Source organism: Nesterenkonia sp. PF2B19 (assembly GCF_001758425.2).
Lineage (GTDB): Bacteria > Actinomycetota > Actinomycetes > Actinomycetales > Micrococcaceae > Nesterenkonia > Nesterenkonia aethiopica.
This window is the reverse complement of the sequence record NZ_MDSS02000003.1, coordinates 38,057-57,480: the sequence shown is the minus strand read 5'-3', so window position 1 is coordinate 57,480 and position 19,424 is coordinate 38,057. Positions and strand designations below refer to the sequence as shown.

Genomic DNA, 19,424 nt, shown 5'->3' with positions numbered 1-19,424 from the left:
CTCGTGACCATCTACATCGACCCGCCCGTGTGGCCCGCCCATGGGACGGTGTTCGCGCACCTGATCTCCGACTCCTCCTTGGAAGAGCTGCATACTTTCGCCGCGCGGACCGGCATCCGGCGCCAGGCCTTCGACGAGGACCACTACGACGTCCCGGAGCACCGGCACCGTGACCTCATCGCCGCCGGCGCCACACCGGTCAGCGGCACCGAGCTGGCCAGGATCCTGGCCTCCTGCGGGCTGAGGGTGCGCAGCGTCGAGCGCCCGACGAAGGTCCGTGCCCGGCTGCTGCGCGCCTGGGAGCGGCTGCTGGACACATCCGACGCCGCCGTGCTGGGCGAGGAACTGTTGGATCGCTGGGCGGAGCCGCACCGCCACTACCACTCGCCCGCCCATCTGGCCGCGGTGCTCAACGCCGTGGGCGTGCTGGAACGCGCCGGAGAGCTGCCGGCCGAGCGGCGCCGCCCGGCCCGCTTGGCCGCCTGGTTCCACGACGCCGTCGACGCCGGGGCCGCGGGCCAGGACGAGGAGGACAGCGCCCGACTGGCGGAGGAGCGACTGGCTGGCCTGCTCCCCGCCGAGGAGGTCACCGAGGTGGCCCGCCTGGTGCGCCTGACCGCCACCCATGCCCCGGAGCCCGGGGATGCCGCAGGCGCCGTCCTGGTGGACGCCGATCTGGAGGTGCTGGGGCGTGCCCCGGCGGCCTACCGGCGCTATACCGCCCAGGTGCGCAGGGACTTCGACCACGTGCCCGAGCCCCTGTTTCGCGAGGGCCGGGCCCGCGTGCTGGCCACCCTCTTGGAACGGCCCCGCCTGTTCCACACCCCCGCGGGGCAGCAGCTCTGGGAGAGCGCCGCCCGGGCGAACCTCACCGCCGAGCTGGCGGAGCTGCGGTCCGCCTGAGCGGCTGCCCCAGGCGTCGGCACCCGCTCCCTGGAACCCCGCATCGAGGAGTCATTCTCCGGCACATCTCTCCTCGGGTGATGCGCTTCAGCTCGGGATGATGCACGGGACAATGACTCCTCGACGCGCGACGCGAAGTGCTGAACGGCACCCCGGGGCGCGGAGAGCGGAAGTCCCGCCACGGCCCTCACTCCTCGGTACCGTCCGGCCCCTCCCCCGGCTCCGCAGGGTCCTCCGCGGACCGTCGGCGGCGCGCCGAATGCGCCGCCGGGGCGATCAGATAGCCGAGGATCGTCCCGACGCACACCCACGCGCCCAGCAGCCCGGCCGCCAGCAGCGCATGCGGGCCGATGTCGGTGAGCCGGCCGATGCCCAGGGAGATGTGCGAGAGCCACAGCGGCAGCACGGCGACGCCGGCAGCCACCACTCCGGTGAGCAGCCCGAGGACCAGGGTGGAGAGCGTCAGGGAGATCGGGCGCCAGGAGATGCGCAGGACGAACCAATCGTCCAGGTGGTTCTCCCCTTCCCGCATGAGCCACCAGCCGGCGATGATCCCGGCCAGCAGCGGCACGGCCAGCACCGCGAGGAAGGCCTCCCCGGCGCCGCTCGGCAGCGCGCCGAGCACGGGCAGGGCCGGCACCGGTCCGAGCTCCACGGCCTGCGGGGCCACGGTGGTGCCGGTGCCCAGTGCGAACCCGGCACCGGTGGTGTAGGACAGCGTCCACAGCACCATGTTGGGCAGCAGCCCCAAGTGAAGCAGCGTCAGGCCGACCACTCCCCACACCCCGGGGTCCAGCTGCTGGTACGTGTTGGCGATCTCCATCCAGGAGACCCCCAGCTGAACAGCCAGCAGCACGGCGGAGAGGCCCACGGCGGCGACGACGGCGATCAGCCCGCCACGCAGCACACCCCACAGGTAGCTTCCCGCCCATTTCAGCCGCTGGGAGAGCCGCTCCACCCGGTCCTCCAGGTCCACCCCGATGAGCCGGGCCCACGAGCGGGCCTCCGCATAGCTGCCGGCCAGCGCCCCGACCGCCATGACCCCGGCGGCGCACAGCCCCGCCCAGTGCAGCTGCGCGGTGAAACCCTCCGCCTGCCCCAGGTGCGCGATCCCGACGCCGGCGCCCGCGTAGGCCACCACGAGGGCGAGCAGTCCCTGCCAGAGCTGATCGGACCAGGCGCCGCGGCAAGCCGCCCTCCGGCCCGCCACCCCAAGGCCAGGGGCACCAGAGTCAGCCCCATGGGCAGCAGGTGGAGCCAGCCCTCCGCCAGCGTCACGCCCTCGCCGAGCACGTCCCCGGGCACCGGCACCGCGAGCTCCGCCGGGGTTCCATGCAGGATGAGCCACACCTGGGCGGAGAACCTCGCCACGAACTCCAGGTCGATCCGGGTGAACCCTCCGGCCAGCCCCACGGCGAGCACCGGCAGCGCCACCAGCAGCACGGTGGCCAGCAGCGCCTGCACCGCCTCCAGCAGGCCCAGCAGCCACAGGGCGGAGCGGGCGAGGCGGAACCGGCGGACGGAGGGCGGTCGCCGCCGTCGTCGGCGCTTCCGGGGTCGCCGGGGGTGCGGGTGTCGGCTTCGGAGGGGGTCATCGGGTCCATCGTGCCAGCCGGGGGCACGGATCAGCGCCGCAACAGACCGGCGTCCACGGAACTCTCAGGTTCCGATCAGCAGCCGGATGCCGGTGCCCAGCGCCAGCAGGGATCCCAGGATGGCCAGCGCGATCACGAACTTCCGGACGGTGGCGTCGTCCACCCGGCGCTGGATCCACTCGCCGACCCAGATGCCCAGCACGATGGAGACCACGCACCCGGCCCAGGCCCACCAGGGCATGTCCGGCATCTGACCGTCGTCGAACGCCCATTTGATGCCGAAGGAGAAGGCGGAGATGAGGATCCACAGCGGCTGCAGGGTGGCGACCATGCGCATCACGGGCCACCGGGAGACCACCGCGTAGATGGTCATCGCCGGTCCCCCGACCCCGCCGAGCACAGTGCCCACTCCGGAGCCGAGGCCGGTGAGGATCTGGGCTGTGCGGCCGTCGCCGTCGACGGCGGAGCTGATCCGGCTCAGCAGCATGGAGGTGATCAGCCCGAAGAGCACCAGGCGGCCACCACCACGTACAGCGGGCCCGCCGGGGAGACGACGGACACCCAGGCGGCGGCCGGCATCACCAGCACCGCAGGGATGCCCAGCCACAGGACCTTGCGCCATTCGATGTCGTCCCAGATGCGCGGCAGCACCAGCACCGGGGCGATGATGGAGAGGAAGTTGACCAGCATGACGCCCTCGTGGGCACCGATGAGCACCACGAGGAACGGCGCCAGGATCATGCCGAAGCCGAGCCCGGCGATCCGCTGGATGGTGGCGGCCAGCAGCACGAATGCCACCACGCCGACGGCCATCGCGATGCCCATGCTGCTCCTCCCCTCCGCTCAGCCGCGCGCGCGGCTGCCAGGACCACCAGCAGACTCTACGCCGCGGTCCACAGTCCTGCAGAATGCAGTGACTGCCGTCTCACCCCGCGGATGACCCGCTCCGGCAGGGTTCTTCGGGGGTTCACCTGCCCTCCATGACCACGACGGCGCCAGGGCACCTTCAGCCGCCACGCTGGTGCCGTGAAGGTCGTGGTGGTCGCAGAATCATTCCTCCCGCACATGAACGGGGTGACGAACTCCGTGCTGCATGTGCTCGCCCACCTGCGCCGGCGCGGAGACGAGGTGACGGTGATCGCCCCGTCCTCCTCCCTGCTGGACGCCGGGCAGGACGCCGAGCTGTGCGAGGGCTTCCCGGTGGTGCGGGTGCCCTCCCTGCCGTTCCCGGACTACCCGAAGGTGCGGGTGGCGGCAGGCTTCGTGCCGCGCATCCGGCACCTGCTGGCGGAGCTCCGGCCCGACGTCGTCCACGTGGCCTCTCCGTTCGTGCTGGGCTGGCGGGCCATCCAGGCGGCCCGGTCGCTGGGCCTGCCGACCGTCTCCGTCTACCAGACCGAGGTGCCCACCTATGCGTCCCGCTACCGCCTGCCCTGGGCGGAGGAGCTGCTGTGGCAGCACGTGGACCGCATGCACACCTCCTCCACCCTGACCCTGGTGCCGTCCCGCTTCTGCAAGGACCAGCTGAGCCGCCGGGGCATCCGGCGGCTGAAGACCTGGCGGCGCGGCGTCGACCTCCGGCGCTTCTCCCCTGCGCGCCGGGACGAGACGCTGCGCCATGAGCTGGCCCCGGGCGGGCAGAGGCTGATCGGTTTCGTCGGCCGGCTGGCCGCGGAGAAGCAGGTGGAGGACCTGGCCGCGCTGAACAGCCTGCCGGACAGTCGGCTGGTGATCATCGGCTCCGGGCCGGCGGAGGAGCAGCTGCGCCGCCGCCTGCCGGGCGCCCACTTCGCCGGGTTCCGCAGCGGCGACGACCTCGGCCGGCACGTGGCCAGCCTGGACGTCTTCGTCCACCCGGGCGAGGCGGAGACCTTCTGCCAGACCATCCAGGAGGCGATGGCCGCCGCCGTGCCGGTGGTCGCCGTCGGGCGGGGCGGCCCGTTGGACCTGGTGGACGAGGGCCGCACCGGGTGGCTTTACCGCCCCGGGGACCTGGCCCGTATGCGTTCGGCGGTCGCGCACCTGGTGTCCGACGACGCGCCCGCGCCCGGTTCGCCCGGGACGCGGCCGCCTCGGTGCAGGGCCGCACGTGGGAGGCGATCTGCAATCAGCTGATCGGCCACTATGCCCGAGCGATCGACGTCACTGAGCGCCTCCAGCGCCAGCAGGCCAAGGATTTCATCCGGCAGCAGGCGTGGCTCGCGGGAGGATTACGCTGACAGCCGATCCGGAGCTGATGCTTGCCTGAGGCAACCTCCCTAGGGTGGAGTCATGACCTCCATCACTCCATATCTGCGGCACCCCCACCTGCAGGGTGACCTCATCACGTTCACGGCCGCCGACGACGTCTGGCTCGCCCCCGCGGACGGCGGCCGGGCCTGGCGGCTCACCCGCGACGGCACACCGGTGCGCACCCCGCGCCTCTCCCCCGACGGCACTCAGGTGGCGTTCATCTCCACCCGCGACGGGCACCCCGAGGTGTACGCCGCCACGATCGACTCCGGTGAGGTCCGGCGGCTCACCTGGTGGGGCGCCTCCAAGGCGGCCGTCCTCGGCTGGGCCCCGGACGGCCGGCTGCTGGTGGCCACGCACGCCGTGGAGGCGAGCATCCGCGAGCAGGTGGTCCACGCGGTCTCCCTCGACGGCGGCACCGAACGGCTGCGCTTCGGATCCGCCGGCGGGCTGGCGATCAGCGCCACCGGTGCGGTGGCGCTGGCGACTCCACCCACCCGCCCGGCCGGCACTGGAAGCGGTACCGCGGAGGAGTCGCCGGGATGCTGTGGCTCGGCACCGAGGGCGTCGACGGCCCGGGGACCGCCGGCGACCGGCAGCGCCTCCTGCCCGACGACGACGGCGGCCTGCTGGACCCGATGTGGGTGGACGGGAAGCTCGTGTTCTCCTCGGACCGGGCGGCGTCGTTCCCGGACCGCACCCGGGAGCAGGCCAACCTGTGGATCTACGACGACGCCCCCACCGGCGAGGCTGAGCCCCGGCAGCTCACATTCCAGGGCGAGGGCGCCGGCTACGTCCGCGACGCCACCACGGACGGCACCCGCATCACCTGGCACTCGCGTGGGGAGATCCATGTGCTCGACTCCCTCGACGCCGAGCCGCGCCGCCTGGAGGTCACCCTGCCGGGTGCCTCCGCGGCGCCGCTGACCGTCTCACCGACGCAGAATCTGGACGCCGTCGTCCCGGACCACACCGGCGACGCCTCGGTGGTCTCCTGGCGGGGCGCGACGTTCTGGCTCACCCACCGGGAGGGCCCGGCCCGCGCGCTGGCCGCCGTCTCCGGTGTGCGTACCCGGGAGCCGGTGCTGCTGGGCCGCACCGGCGGGTGGCTGTGGCCACCGATGCCGAGGGCGAGGATGCACTGGAGATCATCCCGATCGACGGCGACGGCGGGCACCGGCGGGTGCTGGGCGGGCAGCTGGGGCGAGTGCTCCACCTGGCCTCGGACCCGGCCGGCGAGCGCCTGGCCGTGATCTCCCATGACGGTTCGCTGCGGCTGGTCACCTGGGGCGGGGACGGCGCGGCAGGCGACGCCTCGCCGCAGGTGCGGCAGATCCACCGCTCCGAGCACGGGGAGATGCTTTCGCCGTCATTCTCCCCGGACGGCCGCTACCTGCTGTGGACGTCCCCGACGGTGGTGGAGTCGCAGGTCCATCAGCTGATGGTGCTTGACACGTCCCGAGAGTCCGAGCCGGTGGCCCTGACCGGAGGGGTCTTCCATGACTCCTCCCCGGCGTTCACCGCGGACGGGAAGCACATCGCGTTCCTGTCCACCCGGACGCTGGATCCGCACTATGACGACCACGAGTTCAACCTGTCCTTCGCCGGGTCGGTGCGGCCCTGGCTGCTGCCGCTCTCGGCCGCGGAGCCGGCGCCGTTCGGCCCCAGCGCTGAGGGCTGGCCGGTCTCCGGAGGACGCACCGGCGACGCCGCAGACACTGCCACGGCGGGCACCGGCGGCACGGACGCCCCGGCCAGCCCGGATCTGGACGCCGAGCACGCCGAACAGCGCATCGTGCCGTTCCCCGTGCCGTCAGCCTCATACCGCGACCTGCGGACAGCCCAAGGCGGCGTGCTGTGGATCAGATCAGCCCAGGAGACCGGCGAGCTGGGCACCCGGCGGGCCGGGGTCTCCGGGGAGGCCGCCGGGGACGAGCTGATCCGGTGGGACGTCGCCGCCCGGAAGGCCACCACCCTGGTGGACAAGGTGGACTCCTATGCGGTCTCCGGCGACGGATCCCGGCTGGTGGTCCGCGCCGGGGAGAAGGTGACCGCGGTGCCGTCCACCCGGAAGGTGGAGAAGGACGACGACGCCGAGAGCGTCACCGTCGACCTGGAGCGACTGCGGCTCACCGTGGACCGCTCCGCCGAATGGGCCCAGATGTTCGAGGAGACCTGCCGGCTGATGAGTCAGCAGTTCTGGCGCGAGGACATGGACGGCGTCGACTGGGATGCCGTGGTGGACCGCTGGCGCCCCGTGGTGGCGAAGGTCCGCACGGACGACGACCTGCACGACGTCCTCTGGGAGACCGTGGGTGAGCTGAACACCTCCCACGCCTATGTGATGCCGGCCGAGGGCGACGCCCCCGGCTCCGCACGGAAGCTGGGACTGCTGGGGGCGGACCTCGAGCCCGCCGGAGCGCAGGGCTGGCGCATCACCCGCATCCTGCCCTCGGAGTCCAGCGAGCCCGAGGCGCGCTGCCCGCTGCGCGCCCCCGGCGTGGACGCCCGCGAAGGGGACCTGATCGCCGCGGTGGACGGCCGCCCCGTGGACCCGGTGGCCGGGCCGAACGCGCAGCTGGCCGGGGCCGCGGGCAAGCCGGTGCTGCTGGACCTGCGACGCGGCTCGGGCGAGGACGGTGCGGTCGGAGCCGCCGGCGGGGTGACCCGCCGCGTCGTCGTCGTGCCGCTGGCCAGCGAGGAGGAGCTGCGCTACCAGGACTGGGTGCGCTCCCGCCGGGAGTATGTGGCGCAGGCGTCCCAGGGGCGGCTGGGCTATGTGCATGTGCCGGACATGTCCTCCCCCGGGTGGGCGCAGCTTCACCGGGACCTGCGTCTGGCCGCGGAGCATGAGGGCATCGTGGTGGATGTGCGCTACAACCGCGGCGGCCACACCTCGCAGATGGTGCTGCAGCGGCTCTCCAAACAGCTGGTGGCCTGGGCCACCGCCCGCTGGGAGACCGGCGTGGAGCCCTACCCGTCCTCGGCGCCGCGCGGCCCCGTGGTGTTCGTGGCCAACCGATGGTCGGGCTCCGACGGGGACATCGTCAACGCCGCCGCCCAGGCCATGGACCTCGGTCCGGTGATCGGCGAGCGCACCTGGGGCGGGGTGATCGGGATCGACGGCCGGTTCACCCTGGTGGACGGCACCACGGTCACCCAGCCGAAGTACTCGTTCTGGATCGACGGCTACGGCTGGGGCGTGGAGAACCACGGCGTGGACCCGGACATCGAAGTCGTCCACGACCCGAGCGTCTGGTTCTCCGAGGACGATCCGCAGCTGGACCGTGCGGTGGCCGAGGCGTTGGAGCGGCTGCGGCAGACCCCGGCCGCGACCCCGCCGTCGCTGGGAGCGCCGAAGAACCGGGGCTGATCAGTCCATCAGCCCGTGGGCCTGCAGCTTGGCGACGATGTCCTTGCCGTCAGGGCCGTAGATCCACGGGATGCTGCGCCCCTCCACCTCCTGGTAGCCGGTCGGCGGGTGGGTTCCGCCGGCCCCGAGCAGCGTCTCACTGTCCGGGTCGTTGGCGCGTCCACCGGCCAGCAGAGCCTCCGAGTAGGTGAGCTGCCGGATGATCACCGCGGTGACCGCCTGCGGGTGGCGACGGGCGAAGTCGGCGTAGATGGTGGGGTCGTGCTGGCCGTCGTCGCCGATCAGGACCCAGGAGACGTCGGGGAAGTCCTGGGCGAGGCGCTCGAGCTGCTCCTCCTTGTGCTGCTTGCCGGACCGGAACCAGCGGTCCTCGGTGGGGCCCCAGTCGGTGAGCAGCAGCGGCCCGTGCGGGTACAGATTGCGGGTGAGGAACCGGGTGAGCGTCTGGGCGACGTTCCAGGCACCGGTGGAGATGTAGATGACCGGCGCCCCCGGGTGCCGGTGGAGCAGCCGCTCCATCATCACCGCCATGCCGGGGGTCGGGGTGCGTGCGTGCTCATCGAGCACGAAGGAGTTCCAGGCGGCGAGCACCGGACGGGGCAGTTTGGTGACCACCACGGTGTCGTCGATGTCGCACACCACCCCGGTGCGGGCGGTCTCGGCGATGATCTGCACCTCGGCGCGGGTGGGCTGGGCGCCGTGGGCCCGCAGCGTGACAGGCTGCCAGCCGGGCTCGAGGTCGACGTCGATGACGGCGTCGACGATCCCGCCTCGGTCGGCGACGACGTCGACCGTCTGGCCTCCCACGGTGATGCTGACCTCGGCGAAGGGCACCGGGGCGGAGATGAAGTTCCGCCAGCCGCGCACGCCGTCGGCGATCACCTTGGCCACGCGGCGGCCGTTCTCGAAGTGCGAGTCCGGGGCCATCACGACGCGCGAGAAGACCCGCACCCAGCGCTGGGTGCCGTACCCGGTCAGGGAGAGGACCGTGACGTGCTGCCGACGGCGCTGGGCCATCCGGAGGCGGAACCGATGCCACCGGTCCTCGGCCTTCATGGCCGGGTTCCGGTGCGGGTCGGAGTATTGACGGCGCACGGCATCGTCGTTCTGGGCCACCTCGGTCACACTCCCATCCTGCCATGGTCGGCGCGGGCCCCCGCACCAACGCGCACCAGTGCCGCAGGAGGCCCACCCCTCCCCGGCACAGCGCTCCGTCCACCACGCCCCGGGCGCTGCAGGCAGCCCTGCCCGACCAGCGCGGTGCACTGGCGGCCCCTCCTCCTCAGATGGTGGTCCGCAGCGGCGTCTCGCGGATCAGCAGGTTCGCGACCACGGCCGGCAGGGTCATACAGGCGGCCACGAGGAACATCGTCCCGGACCCGTCGGCGAACTCAGGGGTGGCGGTGCCCGCCGCCCCGTTGACCTGCCCCACCGAGATGCCGGCCACCTGCAGGGCCATCACCGAGCCCAGGATGGCGGTCCCGGCGGCGCCGCCGAAGACTCGGAAGAACGCCACCAGGGCGCTGGCCTGACCGACACGGGTGACCGCCACGGTGTTCTGCACCGCCAGCATGAGGTTCTGCATCTGCGCCCCGAAGCCCAGCCCGACGATGAAGATGATCCCCATGACGAGGCGCAGATCGGTGTGCGAGTCCACCGTGGAGAGCCCGAACATGGCCGAGGAGAGCAGCAGCGAGCCGATGACGAGGTAGATCTTCCAGCGCCCGTAGCGAGTGATGAGTCGCCCGGAGGTCAGCGAGCCGATGAGGTTGCCGACCACCAGGGGCAGGATCATCATCCCGGAGGCGGTGGGGCTCAGCCCGCGGCCGATCTGGAAGTACTGCCCCAGGAAGGCCGGCATGCCGAACAGGCACACCGCAATGGAGGCCGAGGAGATCACCGCCAGCAGCGTGGTGCGGCTGATGAGCATGCGCAGGGCCACCACGGGTTCGCCGCTGCGCCGCTCCACCAGGACGAAGGCCGTGAGAATGACCGCGACGCCGGCCAGCAGCAGCCCGGACTCCCAGGACACCCAGTCGAAGAACTCCGGGGTCCCGGCGAAGGAGAGCCACATCAGCAGCAGCGAGGACGCAGTGACCAGAAGCAGCGCCCCGACGTAGTCCATGCGCACCTTCCGGCGCACATGGGGCAGCTTCAGCGTCCGGTGCACCAGCACCAGGGCCACCAGGGAGAGCGGGACGCCGACGAAGAAGCACCAGCGCCAGCCGATGGTGTCCACGGTCAGGCCGCCGATGAGCGGCCCTGCCGCCGTGGCGGTGGTGAGCACCGCACCGATGTATCCGGCGTAGCGGCCCCGCTCCCGCGGCGAGACGATCGAGGCCATGATGGCCATGGCGAGCGCTCCGAGGCCGCCGAGACCGATGCCCTGGACGAAGCGTGCCGCGATGAGCATCTCCATGGAGACGGCGAACCCTGCGGCCAGCGAGCTGAGCACGAAGATGATGTTGCTCAGCTGGAAGAGCCGCTTCTTGGAGACCATGTCGGCGAGCTTCCCCCACACCGGGGTGGAGGAGGCGTTGGCCAGCAGGGTCGCGGCGACCACCCAGCTGTACTGGATCTGGGTGCCGTCGAGGTCCCCGACGATCACCGGCAGCGCCGTGACCACGATGTTCATCGCCAGCATCGCGGCGAAGAACACGATCAGGATCCCCGCGATCGCCCAGCCGACATCGCGCCGCGACATGCCCTCTGGCGTGGTCTGCGGCGGGCGCCGTCGGGGACGGGAACTCGCTGACTTTAGTTGCATCCGTCAACGAGCTTAGTCGCCGCGGGGCGGAAGCGCCAATATCAGAAGTTCAGATCTGCGCAGGCGGCTCAGGTCCGGCCACGCAGCTCCCGGACCACCGGCGCCACCGAGCGGGGCAGCAGCAACGCCCGATCTGCGGGCCACGTGATCTCGCAGGGCACTGCCAGTCGATAGGGCCGGGAGAGCACCAGCGGTCCCAGCACCCGACGGAGCCGGGACATCTCGGCCCGCACGGTCACGCGCGATGAGGGCTCGTCGAAGACCGCGCAGGACAGCTCCTCCGCTGTACACCCTTCGGGGCCGGACTGAGCCAGAGCCAACAGAAGCTCCGCGTGCCGAGGGGTCAGGTCGTGCTCCCACGGAGCCTCTCCGTCACGCACGCACAGTCGCGGCGCACCCCGCAGATCCAGCACCACAGCTGAGGGCGCGGCAGGAGCGGAGCCATCGGCGTCGAGACGGATCAGCCACCCTCCCGGCACCGGCTCCAGTGCAGCGAGCCCGTGGCCGGGCAGCTGCGCCACTCCATGAGCCGGCACCGAAGGCAGCGACACAGCGGCGGGGGCGGGCATCCCGACGACTGCGGCCACCCGGCCGTCCGGATCGGTGACAAGCGCACGTCCACCCACTCGCGCCAACAGCGGCGAAGCCTGAGCGCGGAGTCTCTCGAGGCGATGGCTGCGGGCCTGAGCGAGCTCCATGGTGACCATCCGAGCGGCAGCCTGGACCAGAGAGGCCTCCGCCGGATGGACGGCATGGCGGCCTGGGCTGTGCGCACTGACGTCCAGGACTCCGAGCGTCTGACCGGTGTCGGGATCACAGACGGGAGCGGCAGTGCAGTCCCAGGCGGCGTGCGCGGCGACGAAATGCTCGCCGCCGCGGATGGTGACCGGCCGGCCCAGCTGCAGGGCAGTACCGATGGCATTGGTCCCCGCACTGGTCTCGGTCCAGTCGGCACCACCCACGAATCCCAGCCTGTCTGCCCGGCTGCGCACACCGGAATGCCCGTACTGCCACAGGACGCGCCCCTCCGCGTCGGAGAGGACGACGAGATGACCACAGTCCACCACCGGCCGGAACAGCTCGGCGAACTGCTCCAGACAGGAGGCGAAAGGGTGACGGGAACGCCGCTCCGCCACCTCTTCCTGAGAGAGGTGCCGCAGCACGGCAGGACCGTCACGGTCGAGACCGAGGTGCTGAAGCCGGCGCCATGAGGCAGCGATCTCCGGCCGAAGGTCCGACATGTGCAACCTCCTGCAACGGTAGTGCACCCCCACGGCGCGCGGTGTGATGGTCACCACAATCCTATCGGCAGCAACCTGCAGATCCTGAGAATCAGCCCAGGAGGACACCATGACCGAGACGATCAACCGCCCGGACGTCGCCGCACCGTCCGGGACCAGCGACCCCAGCGGACGCGCCCAGCGTTGGTTCGACCAGCTCAACGCCGCCCTGCGGGCCAGAGACGCCGAGACCGCCGCAGGTCTCTTCGAGACTCGCAGCTTCTGGCGTGACCTGGTCTCCCTCACCTGGAACATGGCCACGGTGGAGAACCCCGACGGAGTGGCCGACATGCTCCGTCACGCGGTGTCCACCACAGCACCGGGCGGCTTCAGGCTCGCCGAACCGGCCGAGGACGACGGCGACGTCGTCACCGCCTGGTTCACCTTCGAGACCGCGGCGGGTCGCGGCAAGGGCCTGGCCCGGCTGCGCGGCCAGGGGGACGAGCTGCGGTGCTGGACGATGATGACCGCGCTGCAGGAGCTCCGGGGTCATGAGGAGCCGCGCGGGACACGTCGGCCGAAGGGAGCGGAGCACGGGATCAATCCGGATCGGCAGACCTGGTCGGAGCGGCGCGAGCAGGAGCGGCGTGATCTGGGCGAGTCGCAGCAGCCCTACGTACTGGTGGTCGGCGGAGGGCAGGGCGGCATCGCGCTGGGAGCCCGGCTCCGGCAGCTGGGCGTGCCGAGCCTGGTGGTCGACAAGCATGCCCGGCCCGGCGACCAGTGGCGCAGCAGGTACAAGTCGCTGTGCCTCCACGATCCCGTCTGGTACGACCACCTGCCCTACCTGAAGTTCCCGGACAACTGGCCGGTCTTCGCCCCGAAGGACAAGATCGCCGACTGGCTGGAGGCCTACACCTCCATCATGGAGGTGCCCTGGTGGGGCGGAACCGAGGTGCGCGACGCGGCCTTCGACGAGGCCGAGGGTCGATGGACGGTGCAGGCGGCCCGTGACGGGCGAACAGTCACGTTGAGGCCCACCCAGCTGGTGCTGGCCACCGGGATGTCGGGGAAGCCCAACGTCCCCGAGATCCCAGGGATGGAGGTCTTCGCGGGCGAGCAGCAGCATTCGTCCGAGCACCCTGGCCCGGACGCCTATGCGGGCAAGCGTGTGGTGGTCATCGGGTCCAACAACTCCGCCTTCGACATCTGCGGGGCCCTCTGGGAGACCGGCGCTGACGTCACCATGGTGCAGCGCTCCTCGACCCACATCGTGAAGTCGGACAGTCTGATGGAGATCGGACTCGGCGACCTGTACTCAGAGCGGGCCCTGGCCGCCGGAGTCACCACGGAGAAGGCGGATCTGATCTTTGCCTCCATCCCGTACCGCATCATGCACGAGTTCCAGATCCCCCTCTACGACCGGATCCGCGAGAAGGACCGGGACTTCTACCAGCGGCTGGAGGCCGCCGGGTTCCAGCTGGACTTCGGAGAGGACGGCTCCGGACTGTTCATGAAGTACCTGCGCCGGGCCTCCGGCTATTACATCGACGTCGGCGCCGCCGAGCTGGTGGCCGACGGGAAGGTGGGCCTCGCCCACGGGGAGGTCAGTCACCTCACCGAGGACTCGGTGGTGCTGGCCGACGGAACCTCTCTGCCGGCGGATCTGATCGTCTACGCGACCGGGTACGGCTCCATGAACGGGTGGGCAGCGGACCTGATCTCCCCAGAGGTGGCCGATCGGGTCGGGAAATGCTGGGGCCTGGGCTCGGACACCGCCAAGGATCCGGGGCCCTGGGAGGGCGAGCAGCGCAACATGTGGAAGCCGACCGCGCAGGAGGCCCTGTGGTTCCACGGCGGAAACCTGCACCAGTCTCGGCACTACTCCCTGTACCTGGCGCTGCAGCTCAAGGCCAGGTATGAGCAGATCGACACCCCGGTGTACGGGCAGGCGGAGGTGCACCACACCGGCTGATCTGCCGTCCCGGGCCCATCGGACGGGCAGACGCGGCAGGGAGAGCTAGGCTGAACGCCGTGACGCACTCCTCGCCCCGCCCTGATTCCTCTGCCGATGCGACCGCCACGCACCGCGACGGCGACTCGCGCCTCACCCCCGCGCTGCTGCGCCATGCGGCGATGCGCGCCGCCGACGACGTCGGCCCGGCCCTGGCCGCGGCTTCCGCACGGCCGTGGAGACCCAGGAGAAGACCAGCGCCCACGACCTCGTCACCCACTACGACTCCGCCACGGAGGTCCGGCTGGTGGAGCTGCTGACAGCAGCCGTGCCGGATTCGCGGATCACCGGCGAGGAGGGCGGCTCCCAGGGCTCCGGCGCGGTGGAGTGGATCGTGGACCCGATCGACGGCACCTCGAACTTCGCCCATGGATTCGCGATGTTCTCCGTGTCCATCGCAGCGGCCGTCGACGGCGTCGTGGTCGCCGGAGTGGTCCATGATCCGGTCAATCAGGTGACCTTCTCCGCCGACGACGACGGCGCCTGGCTGCGTGAGGGCGGCCCGGCCGGCGTCGAACGCGCCCTCACCGGCCGGCAGAGCACCCAGGGAGCTCTCGGCCCCGACGACCGTCGGCTGAACCTGGCGACCAGCTACCCCTCCGCCGAGGCGCTGCAGCGTGACGGCCAGGCGGCCCTGGTGACCTTCGCCGAAGCGGTGACGACCTTCGCGACGGTGCGCCGGCTGGTGTCCGGGGCATTGGAGCTCTGCCATGCGGCCGCCGGCTGGGCCGACGTCGTCCTCGGCGTGGACACCTGTCCCTGGGACGTGGCGGCGGGGATGCACATCCTCCGCCGCGCCGGCGGCACCTACGTGGGACTGCCCGACGGGGCCGACGACGCCTCCGGCGACGGAGGCACCTCAGACCACCTGGCGCCGCACTATCTGGGCCTCGCCCCCGGCGTGGACTCCCCCACCGCCCGGCGCCTCCTGGCGGGCGTGGCGGCCCGCCGCGGGGGCTGAGCACGCCGAGCTGTCCGGCAAGTTCGGCGGGAGCCCTGTGGCACGATGTCACCATGCCGAAGAAGGTCGACCACCACCAGCGCCGGGAGCTGCTGGCACACGCCGTGAGACGAGTGGTGGCCGACCACGGCCTCGGAGCGGTGAGCCTCCGCAGCGTCGCCGCCGAAGCGGGAGTCACCGGCGGCATGGTCCAGCACTACTTCCCCACCAAGGAGGCCATGCTGGACTTCGCCATGCGCTCCGCCAGCGCTCAGTACGGGGAGCGGATGCAGAAGGCGCTCTCCACCCTCGGCGAGGCCCCGGAGCCCACCGCCGCCCTGGAAGCCGTCCTCACCGCGCTTCTCCCCCGGTCAGAGCAGGAACGGGCGGACGGCCGGGTGGCGCTGGCCTTCATGTCTCATGCCTCGCTCGACTCCTCCGCCGCTGAATATCTGCGAGAGGGCAACGACGGCATGCGCATGCTCCTGGCCGACTGGATTCGGAGCGCTCGGGATGCGTCCGGCCCTGCGGCGACCGCAGAGTCCGAGAGCGATGCCCCCTCCGCCGCAGCCGCCCTGTTGGCCCTCACCGACGGCCTGGCGATCCAGGTGCTCAGCTCCGGCCTCGACGTCGACGATGCCGAGAGCATCCTCCGCCTCCACATCGCGGCCGTCCTGGCCTGACGCCGCTGTCTGACCGCTGTCGCCACTCGTCGACGCCCCTGTTTTACATTGCATCTGCATTGCACCTAGAATGCAATGCAGATGCAATGTACAAGATGTTGCCTCGGAGAGGGGAGCACCCCATGACCACATCACGACCCACCACCATCGAGCCCGTCCCTCTGCTGCGCGCCGCCTTCGACGCGCTGGAACGACAGGACTTCGACGCCGTCGTGGACATGATGGTCGACGACTTCCGCATCAACATCGCCGGCATGCCCACGCAGAAGCGAGGCATTCCCGCATGGAGGAGGAACATCCAGATGATGTTCTCCGCCTTTCCAGACCTGAGAGTCCACATCCAGGACATCTTCGCCGAGGGCAACCTCGTCGCGATGCGCGTGAGATTCACAGGGACCCATCGCGGGGAGTTCCTCGGGATCCAGCCCACCGGCAAGCGCATCGACTACCTCAGCCATGAGATCTACCGCGTGGAGAACGGCAGGATCGCTGAGGAGTGGATCTGCTCGGACCTGATGACCCTGCTCACACAGATCGGCGGCATCTCCTCCACCCGGCTGATCTCCATGTGGCTGGCCGGGCACCGAACATGGTTCGCCCTGGCCGGAGGACTGCTGGGCGGGGCGGCGGCCGGAATGGCTCTCAACCGACTCCTGCGGTGAGAGCAGGCCGGCGCGGACCGGGGAGATTTAGGGATCCCGAAGAATCGTCACAGTGTCCGACCCACTGTCGGCGCGTGCTCAAGCTGGGAACAATGGTGGTGTGACCACCGACGACGGCGCCCCGCCCGCGCCCACCAGCCGACAGATCCGCCGATGGCGGCGTTACCTGGCCGACGAGATCGCCGAGGGGAAGCTCTACGCGGACCTCGCCGAACGCAAGCAGGGCGAGGAACGCCTGATCCTGCTGGGGCTCGCCGAGGCGGAGCAACGGCATGCCGACCACTGGCGGCAGCTGCTGGGCCCCCAGGCTGAGAAGCTGCCCTCCCCCTCGGCCCACCGGGTGCTGCTGGGCTGGATGGCGCGGATCTTCGGCTCCGTGTTCATCCTTGCCCTGGCCCAGCGGGCCGAATCTGACTCCCCCTACGCGAAGGACTCGGATGCGACCGCCGGCATGGCGGCCGACGAGGCCATCCACGAGGAGGTCGTCCGAGGGCTGGCCACTCGCGGCCGGGAGAAGCTCTCCGGTGGGTTCCGCGCGGCCGTGTTCGGCGCCAATGACGGCCTGGTCTCCAACCTGGCTCTCATCATGGGCATGGGCGGCACCGGCGTGGGGGCCTCGATCATCCTGGCCACCGGCATCGCCGGACTCCTCGCCGGGGCACTGTCCATGGCCGCCGGGGAGTACGTCTCGGTACGCAGCCAGCGGGAGCTGCTGGCCGCCACCCGCCCCACTCAGGTCACCCTGAAGGCCGCCCCGGATCTGGACTTCGATCAGAACGAGCTGGTGCTGGTGTACCGGGCTCGAGGACTCAGCCGGGAGGACGCCGAACACCGCGCTATGGAACGCCTGGGAGTCTTCGACTGCGACTGCAACCCGTCGAAGTCCTGGCAGCCCGTGGAGGAGGGCGACCAGGACGACCATGACGTGGTCGGCAGCGCCTGGACGGCCGCATTCTCCAGCTTCGGCTGCTTCGCCGCCGGGGCGCTGATCCCGGTGCTGCCCTATCTGTTCGGCATGGCCGGGCTCTCCGCCGTCGTACTCTCCCTCTCCCTGGTGGGGGTCGCGCTGCTGTGCACCGGTGCGATCGTGGGCCTACTCTCCGGCGCCTCCCCGCTGCTGCGGGGGCTGCGCCAGCTGGGCATCGGCATGGGAGCTGCGGCCATCACCTACGCGCTGGGGTCAGCGTTCGGCGTCGTGCTCGACTGATGGCCTGAGCGCTCCTGCCGCAGCCGGGCGAACCTTCTGCTTCAACCGGTTCAGGCAGCCCCTGTGCCGTCGTCGAGCTGCTGTTCGGGCTGCTCCCCGAGCCGAAAGTGCCGACCGCTGATCTCCGTGGGAGCGATCCGCACGAAGTGTTCCTTCGGCGTGGGGGTCCACGGGTGCAGGTCCAGCTCACGCGCTGCGGTCAGCTCTGCATCGGTGCGCAGCTCCCGGGCGGAACCGCGCACCACCACAGACCATGCCTCCTCGTCGTGGATGCCATCGGCTTCGAACACGACGTCGTCGTTGATGGTGGCCTCTGCCAGCTTGGACCCCTCCCCCGTGCGGAACACCAGGGTGCGGTCGTCGGCGACGACGTTGACCGGGAAGATGTCGACCCGGCCCGCCACCACGGTGACGAGCCGACCGTGCCGCACCCCCTCGAGGAGCTGCCAGCTCTCGTCAGAGGAGAGGGTGAGGATCGGAGTGTCTTCGGGATGATCGAACATCATGGGATGGTCCTCTCTCCCGCCGCGCAGGAGGTGCGCGGGGCTCGCAGTCCACTCCGCCTCCCACCGTTCTTCTACATCTCGTAGAACACACGTCGAACGCGCCTCCATGCTGCGCCGTCAGGCTGACTGCTCACCCGAGTGGCCGACCCCTCGGGGGACGGCACCACCGCCTGCGTCCTCACCGTCGGCCCGCGACTCTTGACGCCCCGATGCCGCGCAGGATCAGCATGAGGCCATGCCCACCGATCACGCTGCCGATGACCCTGCCGATCGCGTTTCCGGCCCGCCGACCGGCCAACCCGCCGAAGCCGATTCCCTTCCCTCCGGAGCTCCCACCGCACCGCGTCGACGGGTGCTGCAGTGCCGTACCTGCGGGGTGGAGCGCCCACCTCACGATCGCCCCGACCGCTGCCCGATCTGCGCCGACGAGCGACAGCACGTGCCGCCCCAGGGCCAGGCATGGACCTCCCCGCAGGAGGCCGCGCAGGCCGGGGCGCACCTGGAGCTGATCACTCGGGAGCCCGGGGTGCACGGTCTGGTCCTGCACGACGGCCCGGGCATCGGGCAGGTGACCAGCCTGGTACGCACGAGCATCGGGAACGTGATGATCGAGCCCCCGGCCTACATCGACGACGACGCCGTCGCCGTCGTCGCATCGGTGGGCGGGGTGGCGGCGATCCTGGCCTCGCATCCTCATATGTACGGGGTGCAGTCGCTGTGGGCTGAGGCGTTCAGCGACGCGGGCGTGTACGTCTCCGCCGCGGATGAGCACTGGCTGGCTCTGCGCCCTGCCCGCACCGTGGTCTGGGACGATCGGGTGCAGATCGCCGAAGACCTGGTGGCCACCCAGATCGGCGGACACTTCCCCGGCTCCATGGTGGCCCGCTGGAGGGCTCCAGATGGGCGCGGCGTGCTGTTCAGCGGTGACGCCATCTTCCCCGTGGCGGACCAGGGGTGGGTCACGTTCATGCGCTCCTACCCGAACATGATCCCGCTCTCCCCTGCTGTGGTGCGTCGCCTCGCCGATCATGCCGCGCAGCATGACTACGACAGGCTCTACGGCAACTTCGCCCGGCACATCTCCGCCGACGCCGCTGCGGCCGTCGAACGGTCCGCCCGGCGCTACATCGACTGGGTCAGCGGAGCGCGCGACGACGAGACCTGACACCGCCCGTGGGCCCCGCTCATCCAAGAGTCAGAATCCCGGACATTCCGCAGGACTAGAAGCGCTTCAGCAGCGCGAGATCCACGGGGAAATGACCCCTCGACCGCAGAGGCCGTCAGGGCGGGGCAATGGACCCGCACGCCCGCAGACAGCACGC

17 protein-coding genes and 1 pseudogene are annotated in these 19,424 nt (G+C 71.0%); 10 read left to right on the top strand and 8 right to left on the bottom strand.

Features of this window, described 5'->3' with window-relative positions:
* The first annotated feature begins 3 nt into the window (after positions 1–3).
* Complete coding sequence (locus BCY76_RS01455; RefSeq protein WP_085437069.1) at positions 4–903, top strand: DUF4031 domain-containing protein; 900 nt, start codon at positions 4–6, stop codon at positions 901–903.
* Positions 904–1,090: 187 nt separating this feature from the next.
* Here BCY76_RS01455 and BCY76_RS01450 read toward each other — a convergent pair whose 3' ends face one another.
* From BCY76_RS01450 to BCY76_RS18805, 3 genes are all read right to left on the bottom strand, one after another.
* Complete coding sequence (locus tag BCY76_RS01450; RefSeq protein WP_085437068.1) at positions 1,091–2,113, bottom strand: cell division protein PerM; 1,023 nt, start codon at positions 2,111–2,113, stop codon at positions 1,091–1,093.
* A 449-nt stretch (positions 2,114–2,562) separates the two neighbouring features.
* Complete coding sequence (locus tag BCY76_RS18810) at positions 2,563–3,009, bottom strand: TSUP family transporter (protein ID WP_237089903.1); 447 nt, start codon at positions 3,007–3,009, stop codon at positions 2,563–2,565.
* Positions 2,994–3,323 carry a TSUP family transporter gene (locus BCY76_RS18805; protein ID WP_237089902.1) on the bottom strand — a complete coding sequence of 110 codons (330 nt, stop codon included), beginning with the start codon at positions 3,321–3,323 and terminating at the stop codon, positions 2,994–2,996. The genes BCY76_RS18810 and BCY76_RS18805 overlap by 16 nt, the downstream gene beginning before the upstream one ends.
* A gap of 201 nt (positions 3,324–3,524) precedes the next feature.
* On the opposite strand from BCY76_RS18805, the pseudogene BCY76_RS01440 reads away from it, so the two are divergent.
* Positions 3,525–4,717 (top strand): annotated as a pseudogene (locus BCY76_RS01440) (glycosyltransferase family 4 protein).
* Positions 4,718–4,936: 219 nt separating this feature from the next.
* On the opposite strand, the gene BCY76_RS18800 reads toward BCY76_RS01440, so the two are convergent.
* Entirely contained in the window at positions 4,937–5,227 is a 291-nt protein-coding gene (locus tag BCY76_RS18800; protein ID WP_237089901.1) for a hypothetical protein, read from the bottom strand.
* Between the two features lie 45 nt (positions 5,228–5,272).
* Here BCY76_RS18800 and BCY76_RS18795 point away from each other — a divergent pair, with 45 nt between their 5' ends.
* Both BCY76_RS18795 and BCY76_RS20170 read left to right on the top strand, forming a co-directional pair.
* Entirely contained in the window at positions 5,273–5,983 is a 711-nt protein-coding gene (locus BCY76_RS18795; RefSeq protein WP_237089900.1) for a hypothetical protein, read from the top strand.
* Positions 5,984–6,087: 104 nt separating this feature from the next.
* Positions 6,088–8,103, top strand: coding sequence for a S41 family peptidase (locus BCY76_RS20170; RefSeq protein WP_336581717.1), 2,016 nt, complete (start codon positions 6,088–6,090; stop codon positions 8,101–8,103).
* Here BCY76_RS20170 and BCY76_RS01430 read toward each other — a convergent pair whose 3' ends face one another.
* From BCY76_RS01430 to BCY76_RS01420, 3 genes are all read right to left on the bottom strand, one after another.
* Positions 8,104–9,228, bottom strand: a complete 1,125-nt coding sequence (locus BCY76_RS01430) for an App1 family protein (RefSeq protein ID WP_237089899.1) — start codon at positions 9,226–9,228, stop codon at positions 8,104–8,106.
* Positions 9,229–9,385: 157 nt separating this feature from the next.
* Positions 9,386–10,807, bottom strand: a complete 1,422-nt coding sequence (locus tag BCY76_RS01425; RefSeq protein ID WP_237089898.1) for an MFS transporter — start codon at positions 10,805–10,807, stop codon at positions 9,386–9,388.
* Between the two features lie 131 nt (positions 10,808–10,938).
* Positions 10,939–12,111: a helix-turn-helix domain-containing protein gene (locus tag BCY76_RS01420; RefSeq protein WP_170922547.1), complete on the bottom strand. Its 1,173-nt coding sequence runs from the start codon at positions 12,109–12,111 to the stop codon at positions 10,939–10,941.
* A 109-nt stretch (positions 12,112–12,220) separates the two neighbouring features.
* Between BCY76_RS01420 and BCY76_RS01415 the strand changes: the two genes are divergently transcribed.
* The 5 genes from BCY76_RS01415 (at position 12,221) to BCY76_RS01395 (ending at position 17,596) form a co-directional block, all read left to right on the top strand.
* The gene (locus BCY76_RS01415; protein ID WP_070158707.1) at positions 12,221–14,065 is read left to right on the top strand and encodes a flavin-containing monooxygenase; all 1,845 of its coding nucleotides are present in this window, start codon (positions 12,221–12,223) and stop codon (positions 14,063–14,065) included.
* Between the two features lie 214 nt (positions 14,066–14,279).
* Positions 14,280–15,065, top strand: coding sequence for an inositol monophosphatase family protein (locus BCY76_RS01410; protein WP_139827553.1), 786 nt, complete (start codon positions 14,280–14,282; stop codon positions 15,063–15,065).
* 53 nt (positions 15,066–15,118) lie between these two features.
* Positions 15,119–15,727, top strand: coding sequence for a TetR/AcrR family transcriptional regulator (locus BCY76_RS01405; RefSeq protein WP_070158706.1), 609 nt, complete (start codon positions 15,119–15,121; stop codon positions 15,725–15,727).
* Positions 15,728–15,849: 122 nt separating this feature from the next.
* Positions 15,850–16,389, top strand: coding sequence for an ester cyclase (locus tag BCY76_RS01400; RefSeq protein ID WP_070158705.1), 540 nt, complete (start codon positions 15,850–15,852; stop codon positions 16,387–16,389).
* Positions 16,390–16,489: 100 nt separating this feature from the next.
* Complete coding sequence (locus tag BCY76_RS01395; protein ID WP_070158704.1) at positions 16,490–17,596, top strand: VIT1/CCC1 transporter family protein; 1,107 nt, start codon at positions 16,490–16,492, stop codon at positions 17,594–17,596.
* A 50-nt stretch (positions 17,597–17,646) separates the two neighbouring features.
* On the opposite strand, the gene BCY76_RS01390 is transcribed toward BCY76_RS01395, so the two are convergent.
* Positions 17,647–18,102 (bottom strand): pyridoxamine 5'-phosphate oxidase family protein, encoded by a 456-nt coding sequence (locus BCY76_RS01390; RefSeq protein WP_070158703.1) that lies wholly within the window; start codon positions 18,100–18,102, stop codon positions 17,647–17,649.
* A 439-nt stretch (positions 18,103–18,541) separates the two neighbouring features.
* Here BCY76_RS01390 and BCY76_RS01380 point away from each other — a divergent pair, with 439 nt between their 5' ends.
* Positions 18,542–19,267: an MBL fold metallo-hydrolase gene (locus BCY76_RS01380; protein WP_083277258.1), complete on the top strand. Its 726-nt coding sequence runs from the start codon at positions 18,542–18,544 to the stop codon at positions 19,265–19,267.
* Positions 19,268–19,424: the final 157 nt, after the last annotated feature.